The organism is Paraburkholderia sp. RL18-085-BIA-A (genome assembly GCF_046027075.1).
Lineage (GTDB): Bacteria > Pseudomonadota > Gammaproteobacteria > Burkholderiales > Burkholderiaceae > Paraburkholderia.
Genome location: NZ_JARESU010000044.1, coordinates 1 through 23,749, shown reverse-complemented (window position 1 = coordinate 23,749; position 23,749 = coordinate 1). Strand labels below are relative to the sequence as shown.

Here is a 23,749-nt window from a genome sequence, read left to right as displayed (position 1 = left end):
CACAACTATCGGTGACACGATCCAGAAACTGGCGCATTCGTCGTGGTGGCCGGCTCAACAGAAGTCTCTGCTTGTGCTCACCAGGCCACCCAGCAGATGCGACATGTCGACGAGCCGCTGCGCCACCAGATGGCGCACTTCCCCCTGGCATTGCCAGACGCCGTAGACCGCTAGCAGCGATGCGCCTAGTGCTTCCTTTCTCTGTTTCTCAAGCAGATTCGGCCACACGATCACGTTGACGTTGCCCGTCTCGTCTTCGAGCGTCACAAACATCACGCCCTTCGCCGTGCCTGGCCGCTGACGCACAGTGACAATCCCACATCCGCGTGCGAGCCGCCCGTCCCGGTAGCCGCGCAATGTCGACGCCGGCATCAACCGGTTGGCAAGCAGTTGCGGCCGCAGCAATTCGAGCGGATGCCGGCCGAGCGTCAGGCCGACAGACCGGTAATCGGACACTATGTCGCTCGCCTCAGTCGGCGCGCCAAGCTCCGGTGTTTCGTCCTCGACCGCAGCCACCGCGAGCATATCCTTGTCTGGTACAGCGGCGACGGACTGCCACAGTGCCTCCCTGCGATTACCGGCGAGCGATGCCAGCGCATTGGCATCGGCCAGCACATGAAGGTCTTTCCGATCCAGTTGCGAGCGGCGCGCCAGATCCTTGACGCTGCTGAATGGCCGGACCGCTCTCGCATTCTCGATGCGCTCCGCTGCGCCATCCTTCATGCCGCGCAACAGCGACATGCCGAGGCGCACCGCCGGTCGCTTCGCGTCAGGCAACGTCACCAATACTGAGTCCCAGTTGCTCACTGTCACGTCGACTGGCAGGACCTTGACGCCGTGGCGCTGCGCGTCCTGCACGAGCTGCGATGGCGAGTAAAAGCCCATGGGCTGGCTGTTCAGCATCGCGGCAAGAAACGCCTCGGGCTCATGGCATTTCAGCCAGCTACTCGCATAGACCAGTAACGCGAAACTGGCCGCATGGCTTTCCGGAAAACCATATTCCCCAAAACCCTTGATCTGCTCGAAGATGGATTCGGCGAACGCAATGTCATAGCCGCGCTGCTGCATGCCGTTGACGATGCGGTCGTAATACTTCTCCAGTCCACCCTTGCGCTTCCAGGCGGCCATCGCACGCCGCAGTTGATCAGCCTCCCCAGCGGTAAAACCGGCCGCGAGAATCGCGACCTGCATCACCTGCTCCTGGAAGATCGGCACGCCGAGTGTCCTGCCCAGTGCGGTCTTCAACGCGTCGCCCGGATAGGAGACCGGCTCGAATCCCTGACGCCGCTGCAGATAAGGATGCACAGCGCCGCCCTGAATCGGACCTGGCCGGACGATCGCGACTTCGATGACCAGATCGTAGAACGTGCGTGGCCGCATGCGCGGCAGCATGCTCATCTGGGCACGCGACTCGATCTGGAATACACCGACCGTGTCCGCAGCCGAAATCATGTCGTAAGTCTGCGAATCCTCAGCGGGTATGTCCTGCATCTCGAAGCGCTCCCCGCGCCGCTCCGACACGATGTCCAGGGTTCGCCGGATGGCCGACAGCATGCCGAGTGCAAGCACATCGATTTTCAGAAGGCCAAGCGACTCGAGGTCGTCCTTGTCCCATTCGATGACGGACCGGTCCGCCATCGCGGCATTCTCGACCGGCACGAGGCGGGTCAGCTTGCCACGGCTGATCACGAAGCCACCGGAATGCTGCGACAGGTGGCGCGGGAAACCGAGCAACTGCGACGCCAGCCTGGCCCAGGCCTGGATCAGAGGTTTCTCCGGATCGAGCCCGGACTCCGCGAATCGCTTGAGCAGGTTCTGACTCGTGTCGAACCAGTGGTGTGATTTCGCGACGAGGTCGACAATCTGCGGATCTACTCCAAGCGCCTTGCCGGTTTCGCGCAGCGCGCCGCGCGGACGATAGGTCGAGACGGCCGCGGCAATGGCCGCGCGATCGCGTCCATATTTGCTGTAGATGTACTGGATGACTTCTTCGCGCCGTTGATGCTCGAAGTCGACGTCGATATCAGGCGGCTCACCACGCTCCTTCGAAATGAAACGTTCGAACAGCATGTTGCCGCGAGCCGGATCCACCTCGGTCACGCCCAGGCAGTAACAGACCGCCGAGTTTGCAGCCGAGCCACGTCCCTGACAGAGGATGTGCTGGCTGCGTGCGTAACGCACGAGGTCGTATACCGTGAGGAAATATGGCTCGTATTGCAGGTCGGCGATGAGTTCCAGTTCGTGCTCGATCTGCTCCTGCACTGTGTGCGGAATGCCTGATGGAAAGCGCCGCCGCGCGCCGATGTAGGTTTCCTGCCGAAGGTAGGCCTCAGGGGTGAAGCCCGCCGGGACCAGTTCGTCCGGATACTCGTAGCGCAGCTCATCCAGCGAGAACGTGCAGCGGTTTGCAATATCGACGCTCGCCGCGAGCGCCTCGGCGGGATAGAGATTCGCAAGCCGCAGTCTGGAGCGCAGATGCTGCTCGGCGTTCGGCGCGAGGTCGTATCCGCATTCGTGTACCGGTTTGCCGACGCGGATCGCCGTCATGGTGTCCTGCAGCGGCTTGCGCGAGCGTACGTGCATGACGACGTTTCCCAGCGCAACAACCGGCACATCCTGATTGCGGGCGACAAATTCAACGGCGCCCCGATGGATGTCGTCCATCGCCCGCTGATGGAGTACCAACCCGACCCACGCGCGGCCCGTGAATGTTTCGTCGAGCCACTCGACCTGCGCGGCCAGCACATCTTCTTTCGCAGGAAAGTGCGGCACCAGAATCGCAAAGCAATCCGGCATGCCCAGCAGATGCCGGTTTTCCCTGTCCGGTCTCGACAGGTCCTGAGGTGTGAGCCTGTATTCGCCCTTCGGCGCCCGTGTGCGCGCCAGCGTGATGAGCTCGGACAGGTTGCCGTAGCCTTCGCGATTTCTGGCGAGCAGGATCAGCCCGAACGCGGGGGACCCGTCAGCGTTCACGAGTCGAAAATACGAACCGACGATAAACGGCAGCTTCGCTTCCTTCGCGGCGACGTGCGCGCGCACGACACCGGCCAGCGAGCATTCATCGGTCACGGCGAGCGCCGAATAGCCGAGCTGCGCTGCCCGTTCGGATAGCTCCTCAGCATGCGAAGCACCATGTAGAAACGTGAAATTCGAAAAGCAGAAAAGCTCGGCATATGCCGGCAGAATGTTGAAGGTCGAGTCCATGACCGTTCATCCAAACAGGCCATGTAGAAACCAGCGTGGCTCTTCTTCCGCATCGCGGCTGCTCACGCGTTCGCGGTAAATCCAGTAGCAGCTCTGGTCGTCCGCCTGGGCGACGAAGTAGTCGCGCGTGACCAGTTCGCCGTCGAACCAGCCGCTCTCGATCCGCTCACCCGGCGAGACCATGCGCAGTGCCGAGCCATAGAACGGACGGTGCTGGCGCATCAACAGGCGCACCGGATCGTCCAGCATCCATGTCGGTCGTGGCAGCCCTTGCGGCAGTTCCTGAAGCTTTGCCTGCTGCGTCACCGGCACCCAGCGGTTGGCGATTTCAGGCCGGTGGTCCGCTGTCGGCGCGGGTCGAAGGACATTCTCTTCGCCAAGCCGCGCGACGAGCAGTTCGAGCAAGCGCGCATGATCCTCTTTGGAGCCGCCGGGCTCGGGGAAAAGCGTATCCGATGCGGGCGCGGCAGACTCCACCTTCGACGCCTCAAGACGGAGCGCAATAACGGGTGCGCTCAATTCGATACGATGCAACCGCTCCCTGAGCAGCCGGACGAGATGTTCTTCCCGCCACGTCGGCTCGCCCAGCGCGATGTCGATGATCGTCGGTTCGATGGCGTCGCGTCCACGTTCGTGTTCCAGCAGGAGTCTGATCGCGGTGACCGCCAGCTGCTTCGCGCAAAGCCATCCACAAAGCTGCACGATGAGCCGATGCGCGCCGAACACGGCGCCCTCTGCATGTTCGAGCCGATCCGGCATTTCGATGCGCGCAGCGAACGTAGGCGGCAATTCAAGCCAGTCGAAGAGCTCGGGCGCCGTCCCGAACGCCCGGTCGAGCGAGTCGAGCAGATGTTCACCACAACGGCGTTGCAGACCTGCTCGCGGCAGGCGTCTGACGTCGGCGATGCTTTCGCAGCCAAGACCGGAAAACCAGTCGACGAACCGCCGGATCTCCGGCACGGCGTTCATCGGCAACATGGACAACCGCTGTTCGAGCGAAGCGAGCTTGAGCACGCGCCGGTTGCCGTATTTCGCCAGTAGCCATGCGCCCTGCCCGGTTGGCGCCGCGCTGATGCGCGCGGTGAGCCCGAGCGTCGCGAGCACGGCTTTCGCCTCCCGGCACAAGGCGAGCAGTCCGCCGAACAGACGCAAACTTGCGCCGACTTCGACCACGACGCTCGCCTCATCGAGCAGCGCGACTTCGGGTGAGAAGCGCATCAATGCCACCCCGACCTCCCGCTGGGCGGCTTCCTCTCGCCCCACGTCCCGCTCGTGCATTTCCGTCTCCGGCGACAGCGTGAGCACGCCACCGCGCTTCATTCCGAGACGTATCCCGGCAGCTCTCGCGACGCCATCGGCGATGATCACCTGGTCTTTCTCAAGCACGGCACTCCCGTGAGACGGCTCAGGCGACCACTTCGGTCGGAAGACCTCGAGCGGCAATTTCGGCAAGTGAACGGCGAGAAAGACGCGCATGTCGGGAAAGCAGTACAGGGGTGGGTTGAAGAGGAATCGACAGAGGCTCTGCGCGAGCGGGCCCTCGTCGTTTCACGATGTCGACGGTCAGGCCGTCGGATGAAGGTCGTAACGCCAACCGTAAAAGCGCCGGAGACGAATCCTGCGCGGCGGCGAGCGGCCTCACCATCACGAACAGCGTTTCGGAAGACTGCGCAGCGAGATGCAAGCGCCTGAGCGACGACGACTTCGCGTACTGCGCCCAGAAAACCAGTGCGCTGCAACTGCCCGCACGCAGAATCTGCTCCGCTGCCCAGAGTGCGTCAGCGGTCTTCTGCGCATTGATGCGCAGCACCTGTTCGATGGAAAGGCCGATGTAGCTCAGGCCGAGCCCGTCTGGCGTGTGCGGCGGCTGCACGAATGCGACCGGCCGGTTCCCCGCGGCGCTGAGCGCGGGTCGCAGGAGCCGAAGCTCCCCGACGCCCGCCTGCTGGACCAGCAGGTCCACGAGCGCGCCGACCGGCCAGCCGCCGCCCGGCAATTCGGCGGACAGCGCCGGGTAGCCCGTCTCAACGACCCGTCCACGACCACGGGCGAGCTGGGACGCCCGCCACAGGGACGGGTGTATCTCTTCAGCCGGAACGATAGCGGTGGACATGAGTGGATCAAAAACCTGTATATTTATACAGTATCGTACACGCAATTTTGAGACAGTGGACTGACACTTTTAATTCGAGGCTGAACTATGGATGCACGCGTTCGCCACGTCGGCTATCCGATGCCGGAGATTGCCGTTTCACCGCGAAATTGCGGGCAGCGATTGGCGATGAGGCGGTCGACAAAGCGCTCAGGCGCGGAAAAGCTGCAAAGCCGACCTTCTACGCCAGTGAAAATGGCCGCACAGTTGGCACCGCTTCATCGGCCACGGGTAACATCTGGCACGTCGACGGCGCAGTCAGGGACCAGCGGTATTGCCGCGGCTGCGATGGCGGGTGCGTCGGGCTCGGGAAAGCTTGAAGAAATGGCTAAGGCGAACAGGCTGCAAGGAGAGTTTGTGAGAAAAATTGCTGGATTGACCATACTGATGGCGTTTGCTCCGACCGCGTTCGCGGCCGGCAGCTATGTCGAAGTCTGGAATCCGCCCGAAGCACGGGCGAGCGCGCCGCACGTGAAGGCCACCCATAAAGCCTTACTTCATCGCCGCGGTGCCATGCATGCAGTCAAGCTCTACAGGCGGCGCGCACCAACGCCGGTTGCAAAGCTTGCGACGAAAACCAACCCTCGAGAGAACGTGCAGGCACACGCACCCGATATGTCTCAAATTCCGCGGCAGATAACCCCTGAAGGCAATGTGCTTCGTGTTGATTCCCGAAGCATGTCAGCAGAGTTGATCCGCTGATGGAGTCGCAGAGCTATCGCGGCTACAGCATCTGGGGTCATGCCATCCTCCAGCAGGAAGACATATTGCAACCCGAACGCTACGCTGCCAGCGGGACTATCACCCGGTTGGGCAAGCTTGTCGAAGCATCGGGAATCCTCAGCTATTTCGATACAGAGGACGAAGCACACCACGCTGGCCTGGACTGGGCTCGTGCCTGGATTGATAGTCATGGGTAAGCGCTGAAAACCTTATGGTTTGAACTTCCGCATTCGGCCCTGTTGCCGCCGGTCGAGCCGTCAGGGGTGCAACAACAGGTACGAGGGCAACACGAAAGCGGTCACTCAAGGCCGACCGCGAGCGCACCAACCTGAGCACACAGGAGTTGGCCCCATTCGCACCGCTCGCGCTCCGGCATCATGCTGCGGGTACGGCCACTTCCATCTGCTGGTACACCGCCAAACTGGAGCGCCGCCGTAGTGGCCACAGCCTTCGTCATCGAGGCGTTGCGGAACATCGTGTGGTGGCCTGCCTCGCCGGCGGCCTGATGGAACAGCGGACCGCCGCGGTCAACTACCACTGCCGCAATGCCGTGAACGGCACCTTTCGAGACCGCGTCGTCCAGCAGCGCCTTGATGGCCGAACCGTCGAAGGTTATGGTTTTCTCCTGTGTTCATGATTGGGAACCCGTTCGCGGAAGCGTCTCTGATATGGGGCGAGCCGGTTCTCCAGGAGGCTGGGCGCAATTGTCTCTTCGGCCGCGAAAAGGTCCCTGGCTTGCGTACTCAATTGACCTGCGAGCTACATCGGCGGTTTGACGCCATCCTTCTCAACGACGACGCTGACTGCACTCATTTGCCCATGATCACCGGGCACCACGACTGCGAACACGGCTGCTCCCGGCTTGAGATCGGCAAAAGCCGCTGGGGCGAAGGTGACAACCGGCGCTGAATGCGGTACTGAGACGGTGAGCGTCTTTTCGCCATAGCTCACTTTGAGGTCACGGGCGTCGGGTTTCTCGGTGACTGACGTTACCGTGGCGCCCGTCATGGTGCTTCCCGGCGTCAGGTCCCAGTCGTAATGTCCTTCTCCGGTTCCACGCCGCTCCTCCCTGAACACCATTACCTCCATTGCCTGGACGCCACTGGCCGTTGACGTTCCGGCAGCACCGACATAGGTGCCGGGCTTGATGATGGCAGCATCAAAGGGCTTGACCGCGGCGAATCGCGTCCGGTCTCCGAGCGTCAGCTTCATATGCGCACCCTCACGGGTGAACACTGTGAATTCACGGCTGTCAACCGATTCGATTTGACCTCGGACATGCGTTGAAGCGAAGAACTGGTTAATTTGCCGGGCAATATCGATATGGTCTTCCTCCAGCGCGAAGTGACCCGTGTCGTAGTAGTGGACCGATGCATCGGGCACTTCCCGCTTGACGGCTTCGGCGCCCGCCGGCAAGAAGATCGGGTCGTTCTTGCCCCACACCACGAGCGTCCGCGGCTGATGCGTACGCAGATAGGCCTGCCATACTGGGAACGATGCGACGTTACTCGGAATGTTGAGCTGCAGGTCGGTCATGATCCGGCGGCTATCGGGGTTCGCAAGGGCGACCGCGTCATTGGTCCAGGCATCAGGATTGAGCGCCGCAGCGTTGCGTGCGCCGTGCTGATAGAGCAACAGCGCAGTCGTGAGTGATACATGGCTCTCCGCCAACGCGCGCTTCTCCGGCGTGATCTCACCAGAGATCGCTTCGTCACGCTTGCGCCGGGAGGGGTCGATGCCCGCGACGGAGATAATGGCATTCTGAAAAATGAGTCCGGAGATCCAGTCCGGATGATGCACTGCCATGCGCATGCCCACTGGACCGCCGAAGTCGGTCATATAGACGATGAGATGCGGATCGCCGAGACTTGCGACAAATTTTTCAATAACGGCCGTCACGTTGTCAAACGTAGGCGTGAATTTGTCGGCCCGAGGTGCATCGCTGTAACCCATGCCTGGAAAGTCAGGGGCCACGACGTGGAAGTTCTGGGATATCAGCGGAATCAAGTCTCTGAACTCATGCGAGGACGAGGGAAAGCCATGGAGAAGCAGCAGCGTCGGCTTCGATTTGTCTCCGGCCTCTCTGTAGAAGATCTTGATGCCGTCAACGCTGGCGTATTGGTACGACACCTCGGCCGCCTGCGCACCGATTCCGGAAAAGGTAAGGACCGGTGCCGTAAGAATGCACACGGCAAGTCGCATGAGTTTGCAGAGCAACATGAAATTCCTTCCAGGCGGGCGAGCCATGTTTACGGAGATCGGTTCTGCCGGTCTTGCGTGGTTGTTCAGGGTCGGGTGAGCGAAACGCAGCCACCGACCTCAGCGGCATATTTCTCATCCATCAAGGGATTGAATTGGGCACTTTTAAGATCGCGCCGCGGCGCTCCCCAATGGGCGTGTCATCTACCGCGGTCACGAGGACAGACTTGCCGTCGGGAGAGATGGCAAGGTTGCTGTGGTGCGATGCAGGTAGTTCGACAGTTCGAATCAACTTGCCAGCCGATGAGAAAACCGCAAAGCCACCGCCCCGATACAGCGCGACAAACACATTTCCGTACCGGTCCATGCGCACACCATCCGGTGTGAACGCCTGCGGTCCTGCGTTCGCAAGAACGTCGTCCAGCTTGACGAATTCTTTCGGGTCACTCAGCCCGGCATCCGGGGCGATCGCGTAACTCAATAATCTGCCCGCCGCGCTCTCGGCCAGATACAAGCGTTTCCCGTCGAGCGAGACAACCAGTCCGTTCGCGTAGTGGATGTTTGAAGCAACCTCCCGCACACGGCGATCGGCCCCGCGGTAGTACACCTTGCCGGGTGCCGTGTCGGATCCCGATGCGGTGAAGTACACACCGCCCTTCTGGTCGGCGGCAAGATCGTTGGGGTGGAGGAACGGCAGCCCTCTGACGTCCGACCTGATTGTGTCGATCAATCGTCCGTCCAGCGCGATCTCGGCGATCGTCCCGCTGTCATAGCATGCAACTAGCAGACTCCTGCCGGCCTGAGCGAGGCCGTTCGCGCCGCAGCCATCTTGATGCCACACCTTCTGGACCGCGCCGTCTACCAGACGGAGCACATCCGAGGATCCGTAGTCGACGAAGTACAGCGTATTCCCAACAAACACCGTACCCTCGGGAAACCGCAGGCCCGTAGCAACGGTCTCGACTTTGCCTGGTTCGCCGGCACTCAGGTGGCCGACGACGAGGAGCATTACCAACGCGCTTGTCGCGTTACGGGAAAATGATAGCAATCGCGCTAGAGGCTGAATCGTAAAAAGTGGCCGGATCATTGAATCACTCCTCCTGTGTCAGCCAGGGCCCGCCTAATCAAAGACACGTTCAAGGTCGTTGACTCCCTTGTTGCATCACGCCGCTAGATCGGGCCCAGGCGTTGTCGATGATCGGTTCACATGGGAACAATGCCTTGAAACATGAAAGTCGTAAAATTGATCTTCCGCGCTTCAAGTATTGATGCGATCAATGAGGAAGATGCGATGCGGTTTAACAAGCTTGATTTGAACCAGTTGGTGGTTCTGGACGCGCTACTGGATGAATGCAGCGTGACGAAAGCTGCCCAGCGGCTATTTCTGAGCCAGTCCGCCACCAGTTGTGCAATGGCACGATTGCGCGATTATTTCAGGGACGACCTGCTTGTTCAGGTAGGAAAGGCAATGGTATTAACGCCCAGGGCCGCAGGCCTGAGGCGCCCGGTCCGCGAGGTGTTGCTGCAAATTCAGGCAATAACCAGCGACAGTCCTGAGTTTGATCCCGCGACGTCGGATCGGAAGATCGTGGTGGAAACGTCCGACTACGTGATTAGTGTGTTTCTCGGAGAGGTCCTGAGGCGTGCCTCCGTCGAGGCACCGCTCATGAAGTTCCGCGTGCGTACCGCAGCGACACTGGGGCTTTCGCATCTGGAAAATGCCGAGATCGATCTGCTTATTACGCCCGACTTCCGCGCCGGGCCGGCTTACCCCGCCGAACCCATATTCGAGGATTCGTGGTCATGCCTGGCATGGGCGGAAAACGACCGGATTGGAGATGTCCTTACGTTGGCCCAGTATCTCGAACTGGGTCACGTGATCATGGAGTGGGCTGGAGGCGCAATTGTCACATCTGACAGCCGCGCTGCAGCGGCGTTGGGATATGTCCGTCGAGCGGAGGTAACCGCGGAGACGTTTCGAGTCGTCCCGCATTTCCTGATTGGGACCCAACGGATTGCTACATTGCAGACCCGTCTTGCATTAATGCTACAGCGCGACTCACCGTCACTACGGTTGCTTCCGTGCCCATATCCCATTCCCAGACTTGTCGAAGTCGTTCAGTACAACAAGTTTCAGGAGCGTGATCCGGCGCTGCTTTGGTTCAGGCAGCTCATGCGGGAAGTTGCGCTGGTGAACTAAGCATCACCCCGCCCAGTAAACGGCCCATTAAACTGGCGAAGATAAAGTGCTTTCCTCCGCCAAAAGCTGCGTCTCGCGAAGGGGCGTGCGCGTGTCCGCCAGCGCTGATCAGACGCCAGCGATGGCTGTCCTCGCGTTGATCGCCGAATCTGCGCCCCGTCATACTTGAACATCAGACGGCCGAGCTGCGCAGAGACGTTCGCTGGCGCCGATGACGCGAAGTATTGATCCATCACGCCGATCAACGCATTCAGGATATGTCCGCAAAATGAACGGGAACGTGCGCGTTTCATGTCTCACTAGCCCGCCCCCGCCCTCATCCAAACCGGACACAATAAACAGGCGGCAAATGCGCTGAAATCAATTGCCAGCTTTCGCCGCCGTCGTCGGACGTCCACAGCGAGCCGGTGGTCGACCCCATCGCGAGGCGCTTGCCGGAGTCATCTACAGCGAGCCCGTGCCGATACACGAGGTCATACGCTGGTGCAGGCGGCAACCCGTTCGAGAAGCGGTCGAACGTGCGGCCGCCGTCGTGTGTGCGCGTGACGACGAACTGGCCGTCAACCGGGAACCGGCACTGGTCTTTCACGGCGGGCACGAACCACGCGGTGTCTGGATCGCGCGGATGTACGGCAACCGCGAAGCCGAAGCTCGATGGCTGCGCTTCGATCCGCTGCCAGTGCGCCGCGCCGTCGATCGAACGGAAGATTGCGCAGTGATGTTGCATCCACAGCGCATCGGGATTTGCCGCGCATTGCACGACGCGGTGCGGGTCTTGCACGTTGGCATCGCCGCGCCGCTCCGGCGGCATGTAGTCGGCCTCCATGCCCTCGGCAGTCACGCGCCAGGTCGCGCCGCCGTCGGTGGTTTGCCAGACACCGCCACACGATACGCCGATTGTCACGTGCCGGCTGTCACGCGGATCGACCATCACGGAATGGATGCCCGGCGCGTCGTAGCCGCCTCCGAACCATTCGCGGCGCTCCGGGCGATCCCATAGCGCACGGTTGAGCACCCATGTGTCGCCGCCATCGTCGGAACGGAAGAGGCCGCCGGGAATCGTGCCGGCCCACAAGACGCCCGGCTCGTCCGGGCCGCCGGTTTCAAGCGACCAGATTTGCTGAAGCGTCCAGGGCGGCGGCGGGCTGGGCGAGGCTGCGCTCGCATTGTCCGCGCTGGTGTCTGCACTCGCGTTCATGCTCGCGTTCGCGCCGTCAGCGGGGTGCGTCTCGTCGGCAAGCTGCGGCGGGTAGACGGGAACCCCGCACTCTTCCCAATCCGCCATGCCCGAGCGGCGGCGATGCAGCTTCACCCCGAAGTGGCCGAGATTGAGCGCGGTATACAGCGATCCGTCGCGCGGATCACGCAGCACCATGCTCACCGGCTCGCCGGCGAAATACGGCTCATGGAGCTTCCAGCCGCCCTCGCCATCGGCTTGCAAAATGAACAGCCCCTTGCGGGTTGCGACGAACAATCGATCGCTCATGTCGAGTGTCTCCTGTCGACCAGAGTTGGCGCTTCAGCGCTTATGTCGATAGGAGTAAGTGCTTCAGCACTTACACCGGTCCCATGCTTCGCACTCTGGTCCTATGCAAAGCTCGGGGTACGGATGGAAGCCTCTTATCCGCCCGACAGCGCCTGTACGACGTAAACCCGGCTTTGCTCGCTGAGCGCATCGCCCAGATGCTGTCGGTCGCGCACCCGTTGGCCGTCGACAAACACGGCGAGATGCCGCCGCAGTGAACCCTGATCGTCAAGGATGTAGCCGCGCAGTCGAGGTTGCGCGGCGAAGACGGCCTCGAGCGCCTCGCCGAGCGTGCGCGCGTCGATCTCGCGCTCGGGCGTCGCGATATGCCGCTGAATCGAAGCAGCGAAGAAGATGTGTGCCATGGCGGGGTTGTGTCGCGGGACTGGCCGTGTCCGTTGGTTCTGTAGTTTAGGCGTTTCGCCGTGTGCGTCGGGGCATTGCCATGCACCACGATTGGTCTCGGTACATTGTCAAAGCGGCATGATTCACCGCCCTTCACAGACCGACCAGACGAGGTCGACCCGACGGGCGTCACACTCTGCACGATCGAAGCGCGCGACGAAAAGCGCTGGCGCGAACTGCGGAATGGCGTCGCCCAAATTCACATCCATCGAGATCGAAAGCAGATCACCATCATTTCCATCAAGCGACGACGGGCTCCCTTATTTAAGCGGTGTGCGAGTTGAGATCAGCGAGCGGCAGCTATGGCCGCCGAGATGCTCCCATCAAGCGATCCAGCAGGTTCGGAGTGGATCAGCCGTTCGAATGACGGATTTGTGGGGTCGGCGAACAGCGGGCTATGGCCGGATTTTGCCTTTACCCGGCCAGACAGATTTCAGCTCTTTCTCGACGTTTTCGCAACAAACGGCGTGGGTATGTGCTGAACCTCCTCGCTTCCGCACTTCGGACAATTTGGATGAGCGGTTTCATGCTCAGCAAGGTGTTCGGCATGTTCGAACATTTCACCGCACTTTTCGCACTTGTACTGATAAGTCGGCATGGCATTCCTCCAACACGAATCCCGCGCGTCGTGCTGGCCAGATACCAACACCGACGCCGACAGTGTAGTACCCCATTCTAGTGCGGGAAAGTGGAGGAAACGCCCGCTAGCGCTTCTCGCCCCGTGTTCATCGCACGCGCCGCAGGCAATACCAGAATTCCCGTGCATGGCCAGGCGGTTGCACGTGCCAGCCGCCCCACATTGGCTGGGTTCGGGTCGTCGTGACGGGCCCCACCCCGACCCGTTACAGACGCCTGGAATCGTCGCGGGAATGTTCGTTTGAGTGGGCACAAGAGACCCTCAGCAGTAGCGAACAGCACTACCTCCTGGGTTTCTGACTTCCGATCGGCGCAGCCCCCGCTGCGAAGAGTCGTAACGTCCCATGCAGCCGTCTCTTATCAAGCGCCATGCCCCCTTGGAAGGCTTCCCCCGCGACCGGGCCCTAGCGAAACGAGACCGTGCCAACGTCGATGGCAACCAGCAGGGGTTCGTCAATTTTCTGGCCATCGGCGTCACGAGCGAACACGCGCCGGGTCGACGGCACGATGATGCCGTCAAACTCCCGGTAGTTCGACGCATAGTTTGCGCCTGTAGCGCCGCCCATGATGTCCACGGTGTAATCATGGCGCCGCAGCAGACCATCCGGGCCAAAGTACGAAACCTGCTCGCGCGAATGCGTATCAATGGAATCCGGGAATGTTACTTTCAAGCGGCGCCATTGCTCACCGTTTTCACGCCATGGCGACAACTCTTCGGTGACTACGCCTTGGTAGGTGTAGAGAAATGGCGTGCTGAAATAGGTCCACAGCGCATAACTGCAGAAATAGGCTGCATGAAGATCGTCCCACGGTGTCTGTTGACTATGTCCGGCGAAGGATGAACGCGGATTGTCGCGACTCTCGAGGATGCGTCCGTCCGTCGATTTGACAGCGATGCGGCCAGGGGTAAAAAGGAAGTGTCGGTCGGGCGTCGTGAATGATCGCAGTTCGACACGCTGGGCTTGCGTGTCCATCGCGGCCACAACGTGCCTGAAAATATCTGGCTTCTGCTTCACATGCCAGATGCCGCCGGTAATCGACATTTCAGCTTCGAGCGTTCTGAACGCGTTCCAGCGCGCAAGGCCTCCATGGGCCTCGACAGCCAGCTTCAAAAGATCATTCGTCATATCGTGCCTCTACCGTTGGTCTGCCCCGGTGGCCTATCGCCTGTCCGATGCAGGGTCCTGAACTGCCGCGATGCGCGCCCAGATGGCGGAGCGACTCCTGTTCGCCATCCGTGGTCAGGCGACGAGAAGCGCTCGGTCGCAACGTAGTCCTCTCTCGTCGGACAGGGTGTCGAACGCTTCCAGCACGAGCGCCTGGTTCTGCTCCGAGGTCGCCTGTATCACCACCACCTATCCCGCGGGCAGCCATTCACCCACCCAGCACTTCCGCCATCTGTGCATTCAAGCCATTGACGAACCCGTGCTCATCAGGCCCCGGGTTCTCGCGGAACTGCTTCGCACCCTCAACCAGAACCTCGTCCACATCCGTTCCGAGGACAGCAATCGTTTCGTCGATGAACGCTTCAAGCGGCATCGCCTGTTCGGCTTCGCGGCTGTTCATGAGGTCCGTACGCACCCAGGGCGGTGCGATCTCGAGTACGCGAACCGTCGTGTCCCGCAGCATGAAGCGTTGCGAGAGGATGTACGAATGAAGCGCCGCCTTGGTTGACGAGTACACGGCGGTCATGGCCAACGGCACGAAAGCCAGCACCGAGCTCGTATAGGCGACGACAGGGTCATTCCTGGTCTTGAGGTGGTCGATCAGCGCCGACGTCATGCGGATCGGTCCCATGAGGTTGGTCGTGATGGTGGACACCATCAGCGCGTCGTCGATGTGGCCGCCCGCCTGGTCCGGCTGCATGACACCGGCGTTATTGATCAGCACGTTGAGATCGGGATAGTCCGCAATCAACTGAGCCGCTACCCGCTCGATGCTGGCGACATCGCCGATGTCGAGCTCGATCGCGGCGATGCCAGGGTTCGCCGCCATCACCTCGTCCAGGTGACTGCGCCGGCGGCCGCCGATGATGACCTTGTTGCCGCGCTTGTGGAGCGCCTCGGCTAGCCCGCGGCCAATGCCCGAACCACCGCCCGTAATGAAGATCGTGTTTCCGGTGAGTTTCATGATCGCTTCCTTGTTGAAGTTTGAGTGATTAATGCTGATGTGGTCAGGCAGGAAACCGGTCGCCGAACATCGGCAGGCCGCTCGCGGATTGGACCTGGGTCGCTTCGTCCTGCAAGACATCCCAGTGCTCGGCCAGCTTGCCGTCTTCGAAGCGAACCACGTCGGCTGCAATCCACGCGGCGGGTCTGCCGCTTCCCGAAAACCGGCCATGTGCGATGACATAGTCGCCCTCGGCCACGATCAGCTGGTTCTCGTAGCGCAAGGTATCGGGCAGCGTGCGGATCAGATCGAACAGGCCTTCGCGCCCCGGCGCGATATGGGCGCTGTGCTGAATGTAGCGATCGGACCAGAAGTGCTCTGCCGCAACGTAGTTGCGCTTGTTGAACAGGGTGTCGAACGCTTCCAGCACGAGCGCCTTGTTCTGTTCAGGGGTTGTCTTCGTCATCTCGAGTTCCTCTTTAAAGACTCGGCTGACGACGCGCTCAGGCGTCGCAAAGCCGCTGTGCCCCCTACTGCCTGAACATTCAGGCAAAGAAGGCTATACTTAAGACAATGGTGAATGACATTGTCATCAGGTCGGATTCTGGGCGCACGCCGCGGCAATGTCAATGGTGATCAACATTGTATTTTTCGATGAGTCTTATTGGGTCGTTGTTGACTGAGGAGAGGGAGAATGGGTGTTTCCAGGCAGCAGGCGATTGAAAACCGGCAAGCAATCGTGGCAGCCGCCGAGAAACTGTTTCGGGAGCGCGGCGTCGATGCGGTCGGGCTCGCCGAACTGATGAAGGCGGCGGGCTTTACACAGGGCGGTTTCTACAACCACTTCAAATCAAAGGACGCACTGGTCGCTGCGGTGATGGACAAGGCGATGGAGGATGGTGGAGATGCGTTTGCCTCGATAATCGAAGGCGCCAGATCGGCTGACGCCGACCCGGTCAGGCAACAGATTCAGTGGTACCTGTCCCCCGAACATCGCGCAAATATCGACGCGGGGTGTCCCTTGTCGGGTTTTGTAGGCGACGCCCGCCGGCTGGGCGAAGTGGCGCGCAGCGCTTACGCAGAGGGTCTCGCGGGGAACTTCGAACAATTCACCAGAGTTATCGAAGAGACGAGTGGAAGCAAAGAAGGTAGCCGCAGGAAGGCGATCACGCTGTTCAGCCAGATGGTTGGCACGCTTCTGCTTTCGCGTGCTGTTGCCGATATTGACCCGGCACTGGCTGATGAAATTCTCGATGAGGGCCGCCAGCATCTCCTCACTGCCGTGGATGCACAACCCGGAATTCGATCACGTCGTCGCTCGCGCCAGGCGTAGCGCAAAGTCCGTTGGCGGGTGTTGTCCGACACCTGCAAGAACGGAATAGGCGGCGATGCCGGCATGCGTCCGCACGAGTTACTTGAAAGTGCACTCGCGGCGTGCGTGTGCATTTCGATCGATAGGGCCACACAGAAAGCAGGCACGAATCTTCCGCCTGACTGGGTCGAACTTGAAGCCGGCAAGCCCTTGCATGACTACCACCGTTCCGACGGTTCCTGAAACCAAGGCGAAAAACCAAAGAAAGCCCCTACACCGAGAACACCGTCCGGTATCGCTATTTGCCTTTAACAGTCATCCCACAGATCGTCTGCGCCGTTTTACCGGCGTGTTCTGACCATGCCATTTTTCTTCGTCAAGAAGCCGGTCAAACAACCGGTTGCGATCCGCGTCCTCCAGCGGAGAGATGCCCAGCAGAGCGTGAAATGCGAGACCGCTGGCAGCAAAGTAAAGCAGCAACGACAGGCCCAGGTCGAGCGCTTCATCCTGCAGCGTCTTCATCTTCGCCTCGTCCGACGTCTTCATTTCATCCAGCAGGTTCGGACTCTCGATCAGCGCTGCGAGAACCGCCCTCGCTACAGAATGCGGCTGATTGATCGATTCCTGGTAAATGGCGATCTGGGCCGCGAGCTGACCGCGTTGAGCTGGTTCGGCTGGACGTCATCCGCGCCACCGGAAGCCGCGGTCGATGTCTCTGGGGAAGAAGCCCTCGGGACCCGAATCTCTCTTTGGATTCTGTATGGACAATCTGCCGCAAACGCTCTGGGCCTTGTCCCCGCGATGATCCTGCTCGTCGACTATCTTTCCAGAGGACTAGGCCTTGGCGCGGGCGCCGGAGCCGCCTACTGGATCCTGTTTGGTTTGGCCGGAATCATCGGTCCGTTGGCCACAGGATATGTCTGCGGCAGGATCGGTTACCGGCGGACTTACCGCGTCGCGCTTTTTCTTCAGATAGTGGCTCTTGGCCTGCTTGCTTTCACGAAGAATCTGGTCGCGATCGGCGTTTCGACCGTGACACTTGGGGTGTTCACGGTCGGTGTCGTTCAAGTGGTTCTTGGACGTGTACAAGACATATTGCCTAACGACAATCTCGGACAGCGGGCTGCATGGAGTCGAGCTACGGTCATCTTCGCGCTCTTCCAGGCATTGAGTGCCTATGGCTACGCTTTCATCTTCAGACACACTGAAGGAAACTACGCACTGATATTTCTTTGCGGGTTGGTGGCATTGGTGGTGGCGTTCGCCGCTGATCTGTCTGGTCGTTCATGGGAGCAGGCATGATCACGTGCAGGTATAGTGACTGCGACTGCACCGGGCATAGAAACCATTGCGGCTATCCCGTTTCCGCGACCGTCCACCAAGGCATTACCCCAACCCGAAGCTTCCCTGAGCTCGAAGAACTGTGGGCTCATCCGGAGCACGTGATCATAGACCGCACGCCGCAAGTCGGCCGTGACCCGCTCGCCCAGCCCCGACACTAGGTAGAAACGCGCGCTGTGGCGCTGGCCAATACCGGCGAAAGGACGAGTAGCGCGAGGAACGCGAGCGCCCCCAGCGGCAGGCATAGGGGCGCAGAAAAGGAAACCATGCAAAGAGGGGACCGATACGTGGTGAAGGGCGCGACAACGGCGAAGACGTAACAGCGCCTGGCATGAGGAATCCCGCGCTGAGCGAATTTCCTCTCGATTGTGCCGGTCCTGCGGATTCAAAAGCGGTTCACGTAGAAGCCTGGCGCTGATCCATGAATGCTTCTGTGTCCGCCACGCATCGTCCTGAAGACTTGGCTATGCAATCTCATGTCGGGCGGCAGACTACTTCCACGTGCTTGCCGCGACTGACCTTCTGTATCAAGATCGAGTCGACTCATCCAGACCAGGCCATTCTCATGACAGACGACTCCGATCCCGACAAAGAGAAAGGCCCCGGTGGCCTGACGTTGCGTCAGATCTACGAGCAGGTGCAAAAGAGCGTCGACCGCGACCGCGACGAACAGGCAGCGCGCAACACCCTTGCTCCGCAGCGCAGCAGGTGGCAACGTTGGGTGCGCTACGTGTGGGGCCGCAGCGGGCGTCGGTAGACGGCGAGCTTCCCCCGCTTGTTCCTCGGCGTAGTCTTGTGTCCGATCGCCGCGTGTGTCATCTGTACGATGATGCACGCGTTGCTGGGCGACGATGAGATGCGCGTATTGCTCGTCGATGATCACGAACTCTTCAGAGCGGGACTTGCACTGCTTGTGAAAGAGCTTTTCCCGGACGTCGAACTGCTTCATGCGAGTACGTTGGCACACGGAGTCGATCTCACGACCATCGAACATCCGGACATCGTTTTCCTGGATCCCGAACTTCCTGACGGCCACGGATGCGACGCGCTGGTCCAGTTGAAAGTCGCACGGCCGTCCTTGCGCGTGGTCGTGATATCGGCTGACGAAAGCGTGGAGACTGTTGCCCGATGTATCGAACTGCGGGCGACGGGCTACGTGCCGAAATCATCGTCGGCCGAAGCGCTGCATGCCGCGATCGGCGCCGTACTCTCGGGCGGTGTGTTCCTGCCCGCGGCGAGCATCGTTGGGCTGAGACACGCGAACGACACCGACGAGGCACGGGCACGCGAATCAGGAAAACGACAGCCAAGCGGCAGCGATGCACCTTGGAACGCTCCGAGCCTCGGACTCACGCCGCGAGAGTTCGAAACGCTCGCGTGGCTCTTGCGCGGACTCCCGTCCAAAGCCATCGCCTCGAAGATGGGGCTCGAAGACATCACAGTGCGCAAATACATTAGTCATCTGCTGGCGCACTTCAACCTGCGGCGCCGCACGGAACTCATCGTGATGCTGGCCGACAAGGGCATTACGCTCGGGATACTTTCCGTCACCGATCCTTCGCAAGATCGGGAATCATCTTCCGTTGAGCCGCAACGTACCGGCTGATCTCCGTCAGCAAGTCTTTTGGCGCCGAAGACTTGCGCAACAGCATGAACGGTTCGGGGAAGTCGTGAAGGACGCGATCGGACAGCAGCTCGCCGGTGATAAATGCGACGGGAATAACGCCTGCCCACGCGAAGTGACGCCTGATCCTGTCAGCAACCTCCTTGCCGGTGACTGCGCCGCGCAGCCGGATATCGGTGACGATGAGATCGGGAATGCGGCTGTCATCGGCGAGGATGGTTTCAAATCCATCTATCGATTCGGCGGCGTGCACGAGCGCGCCCGCGCTCGAGAATAGACGCCGCAGGCCTTCGAGGACGATCGGTTCGTCGTCGCACAGGAACATGAACATGCCGTTGAGATCGGGCGCGTAGACGTCGCCATCCTGATCGTTCGCCCCGGCAGCAGGCGTGGCTGCCGAAACCGGCGCATAGAGGGAAAAGCGCGATCCGCGCCCTTCGATCGAGGCAAAACTAATACCGTGTCCCGGCAGAATGCGCACCACACGATGCACGATCGACAGTCCCAGTCCCAGCCCTTTCGAACGGTCGCGCCCCGGATTGTTGATCTGATAGTACTCGGAGAAAATCGCCTCCCGATGGGCGGGCGCAATGCCGATTCCGGTATCCCACACATCGATGCGCAGCCGTTCATCCAGCTGCACCCAGCCAAGCACGACGCCGCCCGAAGACGTGTTCTTGATGGCGTTCGATACGAGATTGGATACGGCCCGCTTAAACAGCGATCGGTCGGTCTCGATGGACCGCGGGTACCGTCGCCGCCCGGCGATTCTGAAGTCGATTCCCCGCAGCCGGGCCGTCTCCCGATACTGCTCGAAGACTTCGGTCAATACGTCATGCGTATTGACCGGCACAAGACGAGGAACATATGAACCCAGTTCGCTATAGTCCTGAATGTCCTTGAACATATCGAGAAGGTCGCACGCGGTCTCCTCAATGACATCCAGGTCACGATCCACCGCGTATCCGTCCCTGATCCTCGTCCGGGCGCTTCGAATGAAGAGGTTGATTGCCGCGAGAGGTTGCTGGATGTCGTGATACGCCGATGAAAAGAACCGCTCTTTCTCCCTGACGAGGTCTTGCATGCGTATGTTCTGCTCGTTGACTGCGCGTGACGCCGCTTCGACGCGCGCCTTGGCCGCGCGCAAGGTGCGCCGATACATGAATTCGCGCCTCGCGGCACGTTCCAGCGGAATGCTGACGAGCAAACCGACGATATACATCATCGGCACCATCGTGGCATGCGCAATCACCGACTCCACGCGCGCATCGACGCTCTGGCCACCGGGCTTGAGATAGAGCATGACAAGGTAACTGACGACGCATAGCCCGATCAGCCACGCCGCCGTGATTACTCGAAGCCGGAAGGCCATGAATATCATGAAAAGGGCAAACGTCAGGATCGGGTAAGCTTCCCGCCAGGCCAGGTCGCCTGGATAGATCTGTACCATTCTCAGGACCACGAACCAGCAACTGATCGTCCAGACACCGAGCAGCCCGACGGCCCAGCGCTCGTCGAGTGCGCGTGGGCTCCACAACAGCACGGGCACCGCCATGCCGATCGTCCCGGCGATTCTCAGGAGAATGAGTTCTTTGTGGTGCAGATGGGAGGGATCGAGTACGGCTAACCGCCCGAAGTCGTGGATGGAAAACCCGACCCACAACGCGGTGAAGATTGTGATGGCGAGACTCCGCTGTCCGAAGAAGCGCCGCGCGTAGTCCATCCGGAACGCGGATTCCTGAGCCGCCGATCTGAACCTGTGCACCCTGAGGCCTGACGATCTCATGACGACGCTCGATCAGGAAATTCGCCGTCCGCGGATAGGGCAGCGTGCAATTCAAACAGAATAGCAGGCCGCCATCCAAAGCCATACATACAAATGTAGCGTTCTGGATGCGCCTGCCAGACCAGCAACGCCTACATCTTTTCAGACTCGATTCCAGCCGCCCACCTACCTATGTGGGTGGCGACGGCGTCCGGGTCGACAGAGAATCGAGATGACAGCGCCGGTAAACGAGAATCGAGCTTTCTTCGTAACTGTCGATCACCTCGGTACGCCCTCCTCTTCCGGACTTTCGTTCGCATTATTTTTGTTCTTGAGGCGGTTCGGGCGTTTGCCTCGTCTCGTCGCAACCGGACGTCGCGGCAACGCTCGTTAAAGGAGATTCTCATGAAAACGGTGTTACTCGTCGCTGGTGGACTACTCTACACGTGCGCCTGGCACGTCAATGCGCAAGCCACCAGCACAAATTCGACGACAGAGGCGCAGACCAGCGCGGACAACTCGGAAGGTCCGGACGCTTCTGCAAACTCCATGTCTGGCGCTCCCGCCAGACTCCATGGCAAAACCCGCGAGGAAGTTTACCAGGACCTCGTGCGGTCACAGAAAAATGGCGAGGCGGCGCGGCTGCAAGAGCTCCTTAAAGGCAGTTGAGTTTCCCTTGACCAGGCGATCGGGCCGCACGGACAACGGGAAGGCGATCGAAATAAGCAGTCTTTGAATCATCGTTCTCTATCGAACGGCGAATACACTTAAGCCATAGTCCCGGCCGCGGCTGCTCGCCGCCTCCACGTCCTTGTCCTGCCTTCCATAGGAGTCCCTTGCTTTGCGATGAGCCCAGCCATCCTGCACTCCGAGCATAGACATTCCGCTACCGATCGGCACGATGCCGGTCGTTGAAGAACACGCGGCCAGCGCAATTGCGGTGAGACAGAAAAGCCATTTGTTCAATTCGAACTTCTCGTTGTGACAGCCCCGGATAGGATGACTGAGTTGGACACGCAGACGTCCGCTGTCCCCACGAAATGCTTGACAGACTGACTCAGGGCGTGAAACGGCCTCTCGCGCATTGCGGTTCAAACGTCGCGCTCTTGAGCGCATCGGTCACTCGTGGGACTGCCCTTGCGGGCGGTCCGGCCCTCAGGCGGACGCTGACTTCCCTGTTGCGAACGATATCTTCCGCACGTACAGCCATCTTCAGATGTCGTTTAATAACGAAGAAGCAGGCCGACCGCGTCCTGATCGAGTCGGCCGACGGCTTGCTATCACTTGTCGACACAAGTGCCTTGCGTGCCTGACGCGATATCAATGAACGAGGGCGCGTTCGTTTTCGGACTTGCGTCGCTCAAGCGCGCGACAGCCGTCTTTTTCGATAACAATCGCGGGTCGATAGCAACATGCGTGCAATGGCGAGACGAAGGTTCATTTCACTGTCACTGGCCGCATGCGCAGCCGGCATATTCGCGTCGCGGGCGCGCGAGCACGACGAGCCGGGCGGCATCGCCTATGGCAAGGCGCCCCGCCAGCGGCTCGACGTATATGCGCCCGAGTCCCGCACCCGCGCGAACCACCCCGTCGTCGTGTATTTCTACGGCGGAGCCTGGCAAAGTGGTCATCGCTCGGAGTCGCGCGGAGTCGCGCAAGCGCTCGCCGCGCGAGGCATCGTAACGATCGCGGCGGACTATCGCGTCTATCCGGAGGCCGTCTTCCCTGGCTTTCTCGACGACCCTGCTGCTGCCGTGCGCTGGACGCGCGATCACGTGCGCGAACTCGGTGGCGACCCCGGACGCATTTTCGTGATGGGACATTCCTCCGGCGCGCATATGGCGGCGATGCTCGCGACCGATCCGCGCTATCTGGCCGCGCAGGGCATGTCGAATACCTCGCTCGCCGGGATGATCGGACTCGCGGGTCCGTACGCCGCAATTCCGACGAGCGACCCTCACATGGACGAGATCTTTCCAGCGGCACTGCGCCAGCGGGCGCTGCCCATCGCATTCGTCACGGGAAACGAGCCACCGATGTTGCTCGCCGCCGGCACGGCGGATACCGATGTCGATCCGCATAACAGTGATCGTTTCGCAGACACGCTGCGAGCGCATCGCGACACCGTCGAACTGAAAAAATATCCGGGTTACGGCCACGATACGATCGTCGAGTCGTTTTCGGCGGCGCAGAATACGGTCTCACCGGTTCTGGCCGACGTCACCGCCTTCATCGACGCGCATTAAAGATGCGATTCGATAATCGGAGCAGAAAGACTGCGGCTTTCGCCCAGCCGAAATGACCGGTGTCGAAATCGAAGCCGCCGTAGGAGTGTCTCGGTAGCCGATCGGACAAATGTCTCTTGATGGCCGTCCACTGGCCTCAGCTGCCGCTCGAGCTTTAACGAGTGAACTTCGGTGGTCGTGTAAAAAGTGCCTATTCCCGGGAAGAACGTTGATTCGCTCGGCCATTAGCGATACCTTTGCATCTAGCCGGATCGTCGAATTCTGCTCAACGGGAGAACCGTTTCGTGAAAAGAGCGTGGGCTTTCTCG

Annotated in this window: 24 protein-coding genes; 10 read left to right on the top strand and 14 right to left on the bottom strand. The window is 60.5% G+C overall.

What is annotated here, in order from left to right; genetic code table 11:
- Positions 1-54 precede the first annotated feature (54 nt).
- Genes P0D89_RS26225 through imuA form a run of 3 tightly spaced genes read right to left on the bottom strand, consistent with a single transcriptional unit; the run spans position 55 to position 5,317 of the window.
- Positions 55-3,204: an error-prone DNA polymerase gene (locus P0D89_RS26225; protein ID WP_408362605.1), complete on the bottom strand. Its 3,150-nt coding sequence runs from the start codon at positions 3,202-3,204 to the stop codon at positions 55-57.
- A gap of 6 nt (positions 3,205-3,210) precedes the next feature.
- Positions 3,211-4,680 (bottom strand): Y-family DNA polymerase, encoded by a 1,470-nt coding sequence (locus tag P0D89_RS26220; protein WP_408362604.1) that lies wholly within the window; start codon positions 4,678-4,680, stop codon positions 3,211-3,213.
- The gene (gene imuA, locus P0D89_RS26215; RefSeq protein ID WP_408362603.1) at positions 4,610-5,317 is read right to left on the bottom strand and encodes a translesion DNA synthesis-associated protein ImuA; all 708 of its coding nucleotides are present in this window, start codon (positions 5,315-5,317) and stop codon (positions 4,610-4,612) included. Before imuA ends, P0D89_RS26220 begins: the two co-directional genes overlap by 71 nt.
- 87 nt (positions 5,318-5,404) lie before the next feature.
- Between imuA and P0D89_RS26210 the strand changes: the two genes are divergently transcribed.
- Complete coding sequence (locus P0D89_RS26210) at positions 5,405-6,058, top strand: hypothetical protein (protein ID WP_408362602.1); 654 nt, start codon at positions 5,405-5,407, stop codon at positions 6,056-6,058.
- On the top strand, positions 6,058-6,276 hold the full coding sequence (locus P0D89_RS26205) for a DUF6566 family protein (RefSeq protein WP_408362601.1): 219 nt from the start codon (positions 6,058-6,060) through the stop codon (positions 6,274-6,276). Before P0D89_RS26210 ends, P0D89_RS26205 begins: the two co-directional genes overlap by 1 nt.
- A 101-nt stretch (positions 6,277-6,377) precedes the next feature.
- Here the strand turns inward: P0D89_RS26205 and P0D89_RS26200 are convergent, their stop codons facing one another.
- Positions 6,378-6,617, bottom strand: a complete 240-nt coding sequence (locus tag P0D89_RS26200) for a hypothetical protein (RefSeq protein ID WP_408362600.1) — start codon at positions 6,615-6,617, stop codon at positions 6,378-6,380.
- Here P0D89_RS26200 and P0D89_RS26195 point away from each other — a divergent pair.
- On the top strand, positions 6,558-6,716 hold the full coding sequence (locus tag P0D89_RS26195) for a hypothetical protein (protein WP_408362639.1): 159 nt from the start codon (positions 6,558-6,560) through the stop codon (positions 6,714-6,716). The two genes, P0D89_RS26200 and P0D89_RS26195, sit on opposite strands and share 60 nt — an antisense overlap.
- Positions 6,717-6,838: 122 nt before the next feature.
- On the opposite strand, the gene P0D89_RS26190 is transcribed toward P0D89_RS26195, so the two are convergent.
- Both P0D89_RS26190 and P0D89_RS26185 read right to left on the bottom strand, forming a co-directional pair.
- Entirely contained in the window at positions 6,839-8,299 is a 1,461-nt protein-coding gene (locus tag P0D89_RS26190; protein ID WP_408362599.1) for an alpha/beta fold hydrolase, read from the bottom strand.
- Between the two features lie 121 nt (positions 8,300-8,420).
- On the bottom strand, positions 8,421-9,287 hold the full coding sequence (locus tag P0D89_RS26185; RefSeq protein WP_408362598.1) for an SMP-30/gluconolactonase/LRE family protein: 867 nt from the start codon (positions 9,285-9,287) through the stop codon (positions 8,421-8,423).
- A 219-nt stretch (positions 9,288-9,506) separates the two neighbouring features.
- Here P0D89_RS26185 and P0D89_RS26180 point away from each other — a divergent pair, with 219 nt between their 5' ends.
- Entirely contained in the window at positions 9,507-10,478 is a 972-nt protein-coding gene (locus P0D89_RS26180; protein ID WP_408362597.1) for a LysR family transcriptional regulator, read from the top strand.
- Between the two features lie 316 nt (positions 10,479-10,794).
- Here the strand turns inward: P0D89_RS26180 and P0D89_RS26175 are convergent, their stop codons facing one another.
- The 6 genes from P0D89_RS26175 to P0D89_RS26150 form a co-directional block, all read right to left on the bottom strand.
- Positions 10,795-11,964, bottom strand: coding sequence for a WD40/YVTN/BNR-like repeat-containing protein (locus P0D89_RS26175; protein ID WP_408362596.1), 1,170 nt, complete (start codon positions 11,962-11,964; stop codon positions 10,795-10,797).
- A 134-nt stretch (positions 11,965-12,098) separates the two neighbouring features.
- Positions 12,099-12,368, bottom strand: coding sequence for a MoaD/ThiS family protein (locus tag P0D89_RS26170; protein WP_408377460.1), 270 nt, complete (start codon positions 12,366-12,368; stop codon positions 12,099-12,101).
- A 473-nt stretch (positions 12,369-12,841) separates the two neighbouring features.
- A complete protein-coding gene (locus P0D89_RS26165; protein WP_408362594.1) occupies positions 12,842-13,006 on the bottom strand; it encodes an FmdB family zinc ribbon protein in 165 nt (54 codons plus the stop codon).
- Positions 13,007-13,448: 442 nt separating this feature from the next.
- Positions 13,449-14,171 (bottom strand): hypothetical protein, encoded by a 723-nt coding sequence (locus P0D89_RS26160; RefSeq protein ID WP_408362593.1) that lies wholly within the window; start codon positions 14,169-14,171, stop codon positions 13,449-13,451.
- A gap of 247 nt (positions 14,172-14,418) precedes the next feature.
- Positions 14,419-15,174, bottom strand: a complete 756-nt coding sequence (locus P0D89_RS26155; RefSeq protein ID WP_408362592.1) for an SDR family oxidoreductase — start codon at positions 15,172-15,174, stop codon at positions 14,419-14,421.
- Between the two features lie 43 nt (positions 15,175-15,217).
- On the bottom strand, positions 15,218-15,619 hold the full coding sequence (locus P0D89_RS26150) for a nuclear transport factor 2 family protein (RefSeq protein WP_408362591.1): 402 nt from the start codon (positions 15,617-15,619) through the stop codon (positions 15,218-15,220).
- A 228-nt stretch (positions 15,620-15,847) separates the two neighbouring features.
- Here P0D89_RS26150 and P0D89_RS26145 point away from each other — a divergent pair, with 228 nt between their 5' ends.
- Positions 15,848-16,486 (top strand): TetR/AcrR family transcriptional regulator, encoded by a 639-nt coding sequence (locus tag P0D89_RS26145; protein WP_408362590.1) that lies wholly within the window; start codon positions 15,848-15,850, stop codon positions 16,484-16,486.
- A gap of 294 nt (positions 16,487-16,780) precedes the next feature.
- On the opposite strand, the gene P0D89_RS26140 is transcribed toward P0D89_RS26145, so the two are convergent.
- Positions 16,781-17,038, bottom strand: a complete 258-nt coding sequence (locus tag P0D89_RS26140; RefSeq protein ID WP_408362637.1) for a hypothetical protein — start codon at positions 17,036-17,038, stop codon at positions 16,781-16,783.
- Positions 17,039-17,068: 30 nt separating this feature from the next.
- On the opposite strand from P0D89_RS26140, the gene P0D89_RS26135 reads away from it, so the two are divergent.
- From P0D89_RS26135 to P0D89_RS26120, 3 genes are all read left to right on the top strand, one after another.
- A complete protein-coding gene (locus P0D89_RS26135; protein ID WP_408362636.1) occupies positions 17,069-17,767 on the top strand; it encodes a YbfB/YjiJ family MFS transporter in 699 nt (232 codons plus the stop codon).
- A gap of 604 nt (positions 17,768-18,371) precedes the next feature.
- Positions 18,372-18,563 carry a hypothetical protein gene (locus P0D89_RS26125; protein WP_408362589.1) on the top strand — a complete coding sequence of 64 codons (192 nt, stop codon included), beginning with the start codon at positions 18,372-18,374 and terminating at the stop codon, positions 18,561-18,563.
- A gap of 36 nt (positions 18,564-18,599) precedes the next feature.
- Positions 18,600-19,412, top strand: coding sequence for a response regulator (locus P0D89_RS26120; protein WP_408362588.1), 813 nt, complete (start codon positions 18,600-18,602; stop codon positions 19,410-19,412).
- Here the strand turns inward: P0D89_RS26120 and P0D89_RS26115 are convergent.
- Complete coding sequence (locus tag P0D89_RS26115) at positions 19,354-21,216, bottom strand: hybrid sensor histidine kinase/response regulator (RefSeq protein ID WP_408362587.1); 1,863 nt, start codon at positions 21,214-21,216, stop codon at positions 19,354-19,356. The genes P0D89_RS26120 and P0D89_RS26115 overlap by 59 nt on opposite strands.
- 384 nt (positions 21,217-21,600) lie before the next feature.
- On the opposite strand from P0D89_RS26115, the gene P0D89_RS26110 reads away from it, so the two are divergent.
- Both P0D89_RS26110 and P0D89_RS26105 read left to right on the top strand, forming a co-directional pair.
- Positions 21,601-21,864 carry a hypothetical protein gene (locus tag P0D89_RS26110; RefSeq protein WP_408362586.1) on the top strand — a complete coding sequence of 88 codons (264 nt, stop codon included), beginning with the start codon at positions 21,601-21,603 and terminating at the stop codon, positions 21,862-21,864.
- A 752-nt stretch (positions 21,865-22,616) separates the two neighbouring features.
- A complete protein-coding gene (locus P0D89_RS26105; RefSeq protein ID WP_408362585.1) occupies positions 22,617-23,441 on the top strand; it encodes an alpha/beta hydrolase in 825 nt (274 codons plus the stop codon).
- Positions 23,442-23,749 lie beyond the last annotated feature (308 nt).

What these genes read in the sequence shown, in the direction of transcription:
- P0D89_RS26225 (WP_408362605.1), bottom strand. Translation starts at nt 3,204, where the DNA reads ATGGACTCGACCTTCAACATTCTGCCGGCATATGCCGAGCTTTTCTGC.
- P0D89_RS26220 (WP_408362604.1), bottom strand. Translation starts at nt 4,680, where the DNA reads ATGCGCGTCTTTCTCGCCGTTCACTTGCCGAAATTGCCGCTCGAGGTC.
- imuA (WP_408362603.1), bottom strand. Translation starts at nt 5,317, where the DNA reads ATGTCCACCGCTATCGTTCCGGCTGAAGAGATACACCCGTCCCTGTGG.
- P0D89_RS26210 (WP_408362602.1), top strand. Translation starts at nt 5,405, where the DNA reads ATGGATGCACGCGTTCGCCACGTCGGCTATCCGATGCCGGAGATTGCC.
- P0D89_RS26205 (WP_408362601.1), top strand. Translation starts at nt 6,058, where the DNA reads ATGGAGTCGCAGAGCTATCGCGGCTACAGCATCTGGGGTCATGCCATC.
- P0D89_RS26190 (WP_408362599.1), bottom strand. Translation starts at nt 8,299, where the DNA reads ATGTTGCTCTGCAAACTCATGCGACTTGCCGTGTGCATTCTTACGGCA.
- P0D89_RS26185 (WP_408362598.1), bottom strand. Translation starts at nt 9,287, where the DNA reads ATGCTCCTCGTCGTCGGCCACCTGAGTGCCGGCGAACCAGGCAAAGTC.
- P0D89_RS26180 (WP_408362597.1), top strand. Translation starts at nt 9,507, where the DNA reads ATGAAAGTCGTAAAATTGATCTTCCGCGCTTCAAGTATTGATGCGATC.
- P0D89_RS26175 (WP_408362596.1), bottom strand. Translation starts at nt 11,964, where the DNA reads ATGAGCGATCGATTGTTCGTCGCAACCCGCAAGGGGCTGTTCATTTTG.
- P0D89_RS26170 (WP_408377460.1), bottom strand. Translation starts at nt 12,368, where the DNA reads ATGGCACACATCTTCTTCGCTGCTTCGATTCAGCGGCATATCGCGACG.
- P0D89_RS26165 (WP_408362594.1), bottom strand. Translation starts at nt 13,006, where the DNA reads ATGCCGACTTATCAGTACAAGTGCGAAAAGTGCGGTGAAATGTTCGAA.
- P0D89_RS26160 (WP_408362593.1), bottom strand. Translation starts at nt 14,171, where the DNA reads ATGACGAATGATCTTTTGAAGCTGGCTGTCGAGGCCCATGGAGGCCTT.
- P0D89_RS26155 (WP_408362592.1), bottom strand. Translation starts at nt 15,174, where the DNA reads ATGAAACTCACCGGAAACACGATCTTCATTACGGGCGGTGGTTCGGGC.
- P0D89_RS26150 (WP_408362591.1), bottom strand. Translation starts at nt 15,619, where the DNA reads ATGACGAAGACAACCCCTGAACAGAACAAGGCGCTCGTGCTGGAAGCG.
- P0D89_RS26145 (WP_408362590.1), top strand. Translation starts at nt 15,848, where the DNA reads ATGGGTGTTTCCAGGCAGCAGGCGATTGAAAACCGGCAAGCAATCGTG.
- P0D89_RS26135 (WP_408362636.1), top strand. Translation starts at nt 17,069, where the DNA reads ATGCGGCTGATTGATCGATTCCTGGTAAATGGCGATCTGGGCCGCGAG.
- P0D89_RS26125 (WP_408362589.1), top strand. Translation starts at nt 18,372, where the DNA reads ATGACAGACGACTCCGATCCCGACAAAGAGAAAGGCCCCGGTGGCCTG.
- P0D89_RS26115 (WP_408362587.1), bottom strand. Translation starts at nt 21,216, where the DNA reads ATGAGATCGTCAGGCCTCAGGGTGCACAGGTTCAGATCGGCGGCTCAG.
- P0D89_RS26110 (WP_408362586.1), top strand. Translation starts at nt 21,601, where the DNA reads ATGAAAACGGTGTTACTCGTCGCTGGTGGACTACTCTACACGTGCGCC.
- P0D89_RS26105 (WP_408362585.1), top strand. Translation starts at nt 22,617, where the DNA reads ATGGCGAGACGAAGGTTCATTTCACTGTCACTGGCCGCATGCGCAGCC.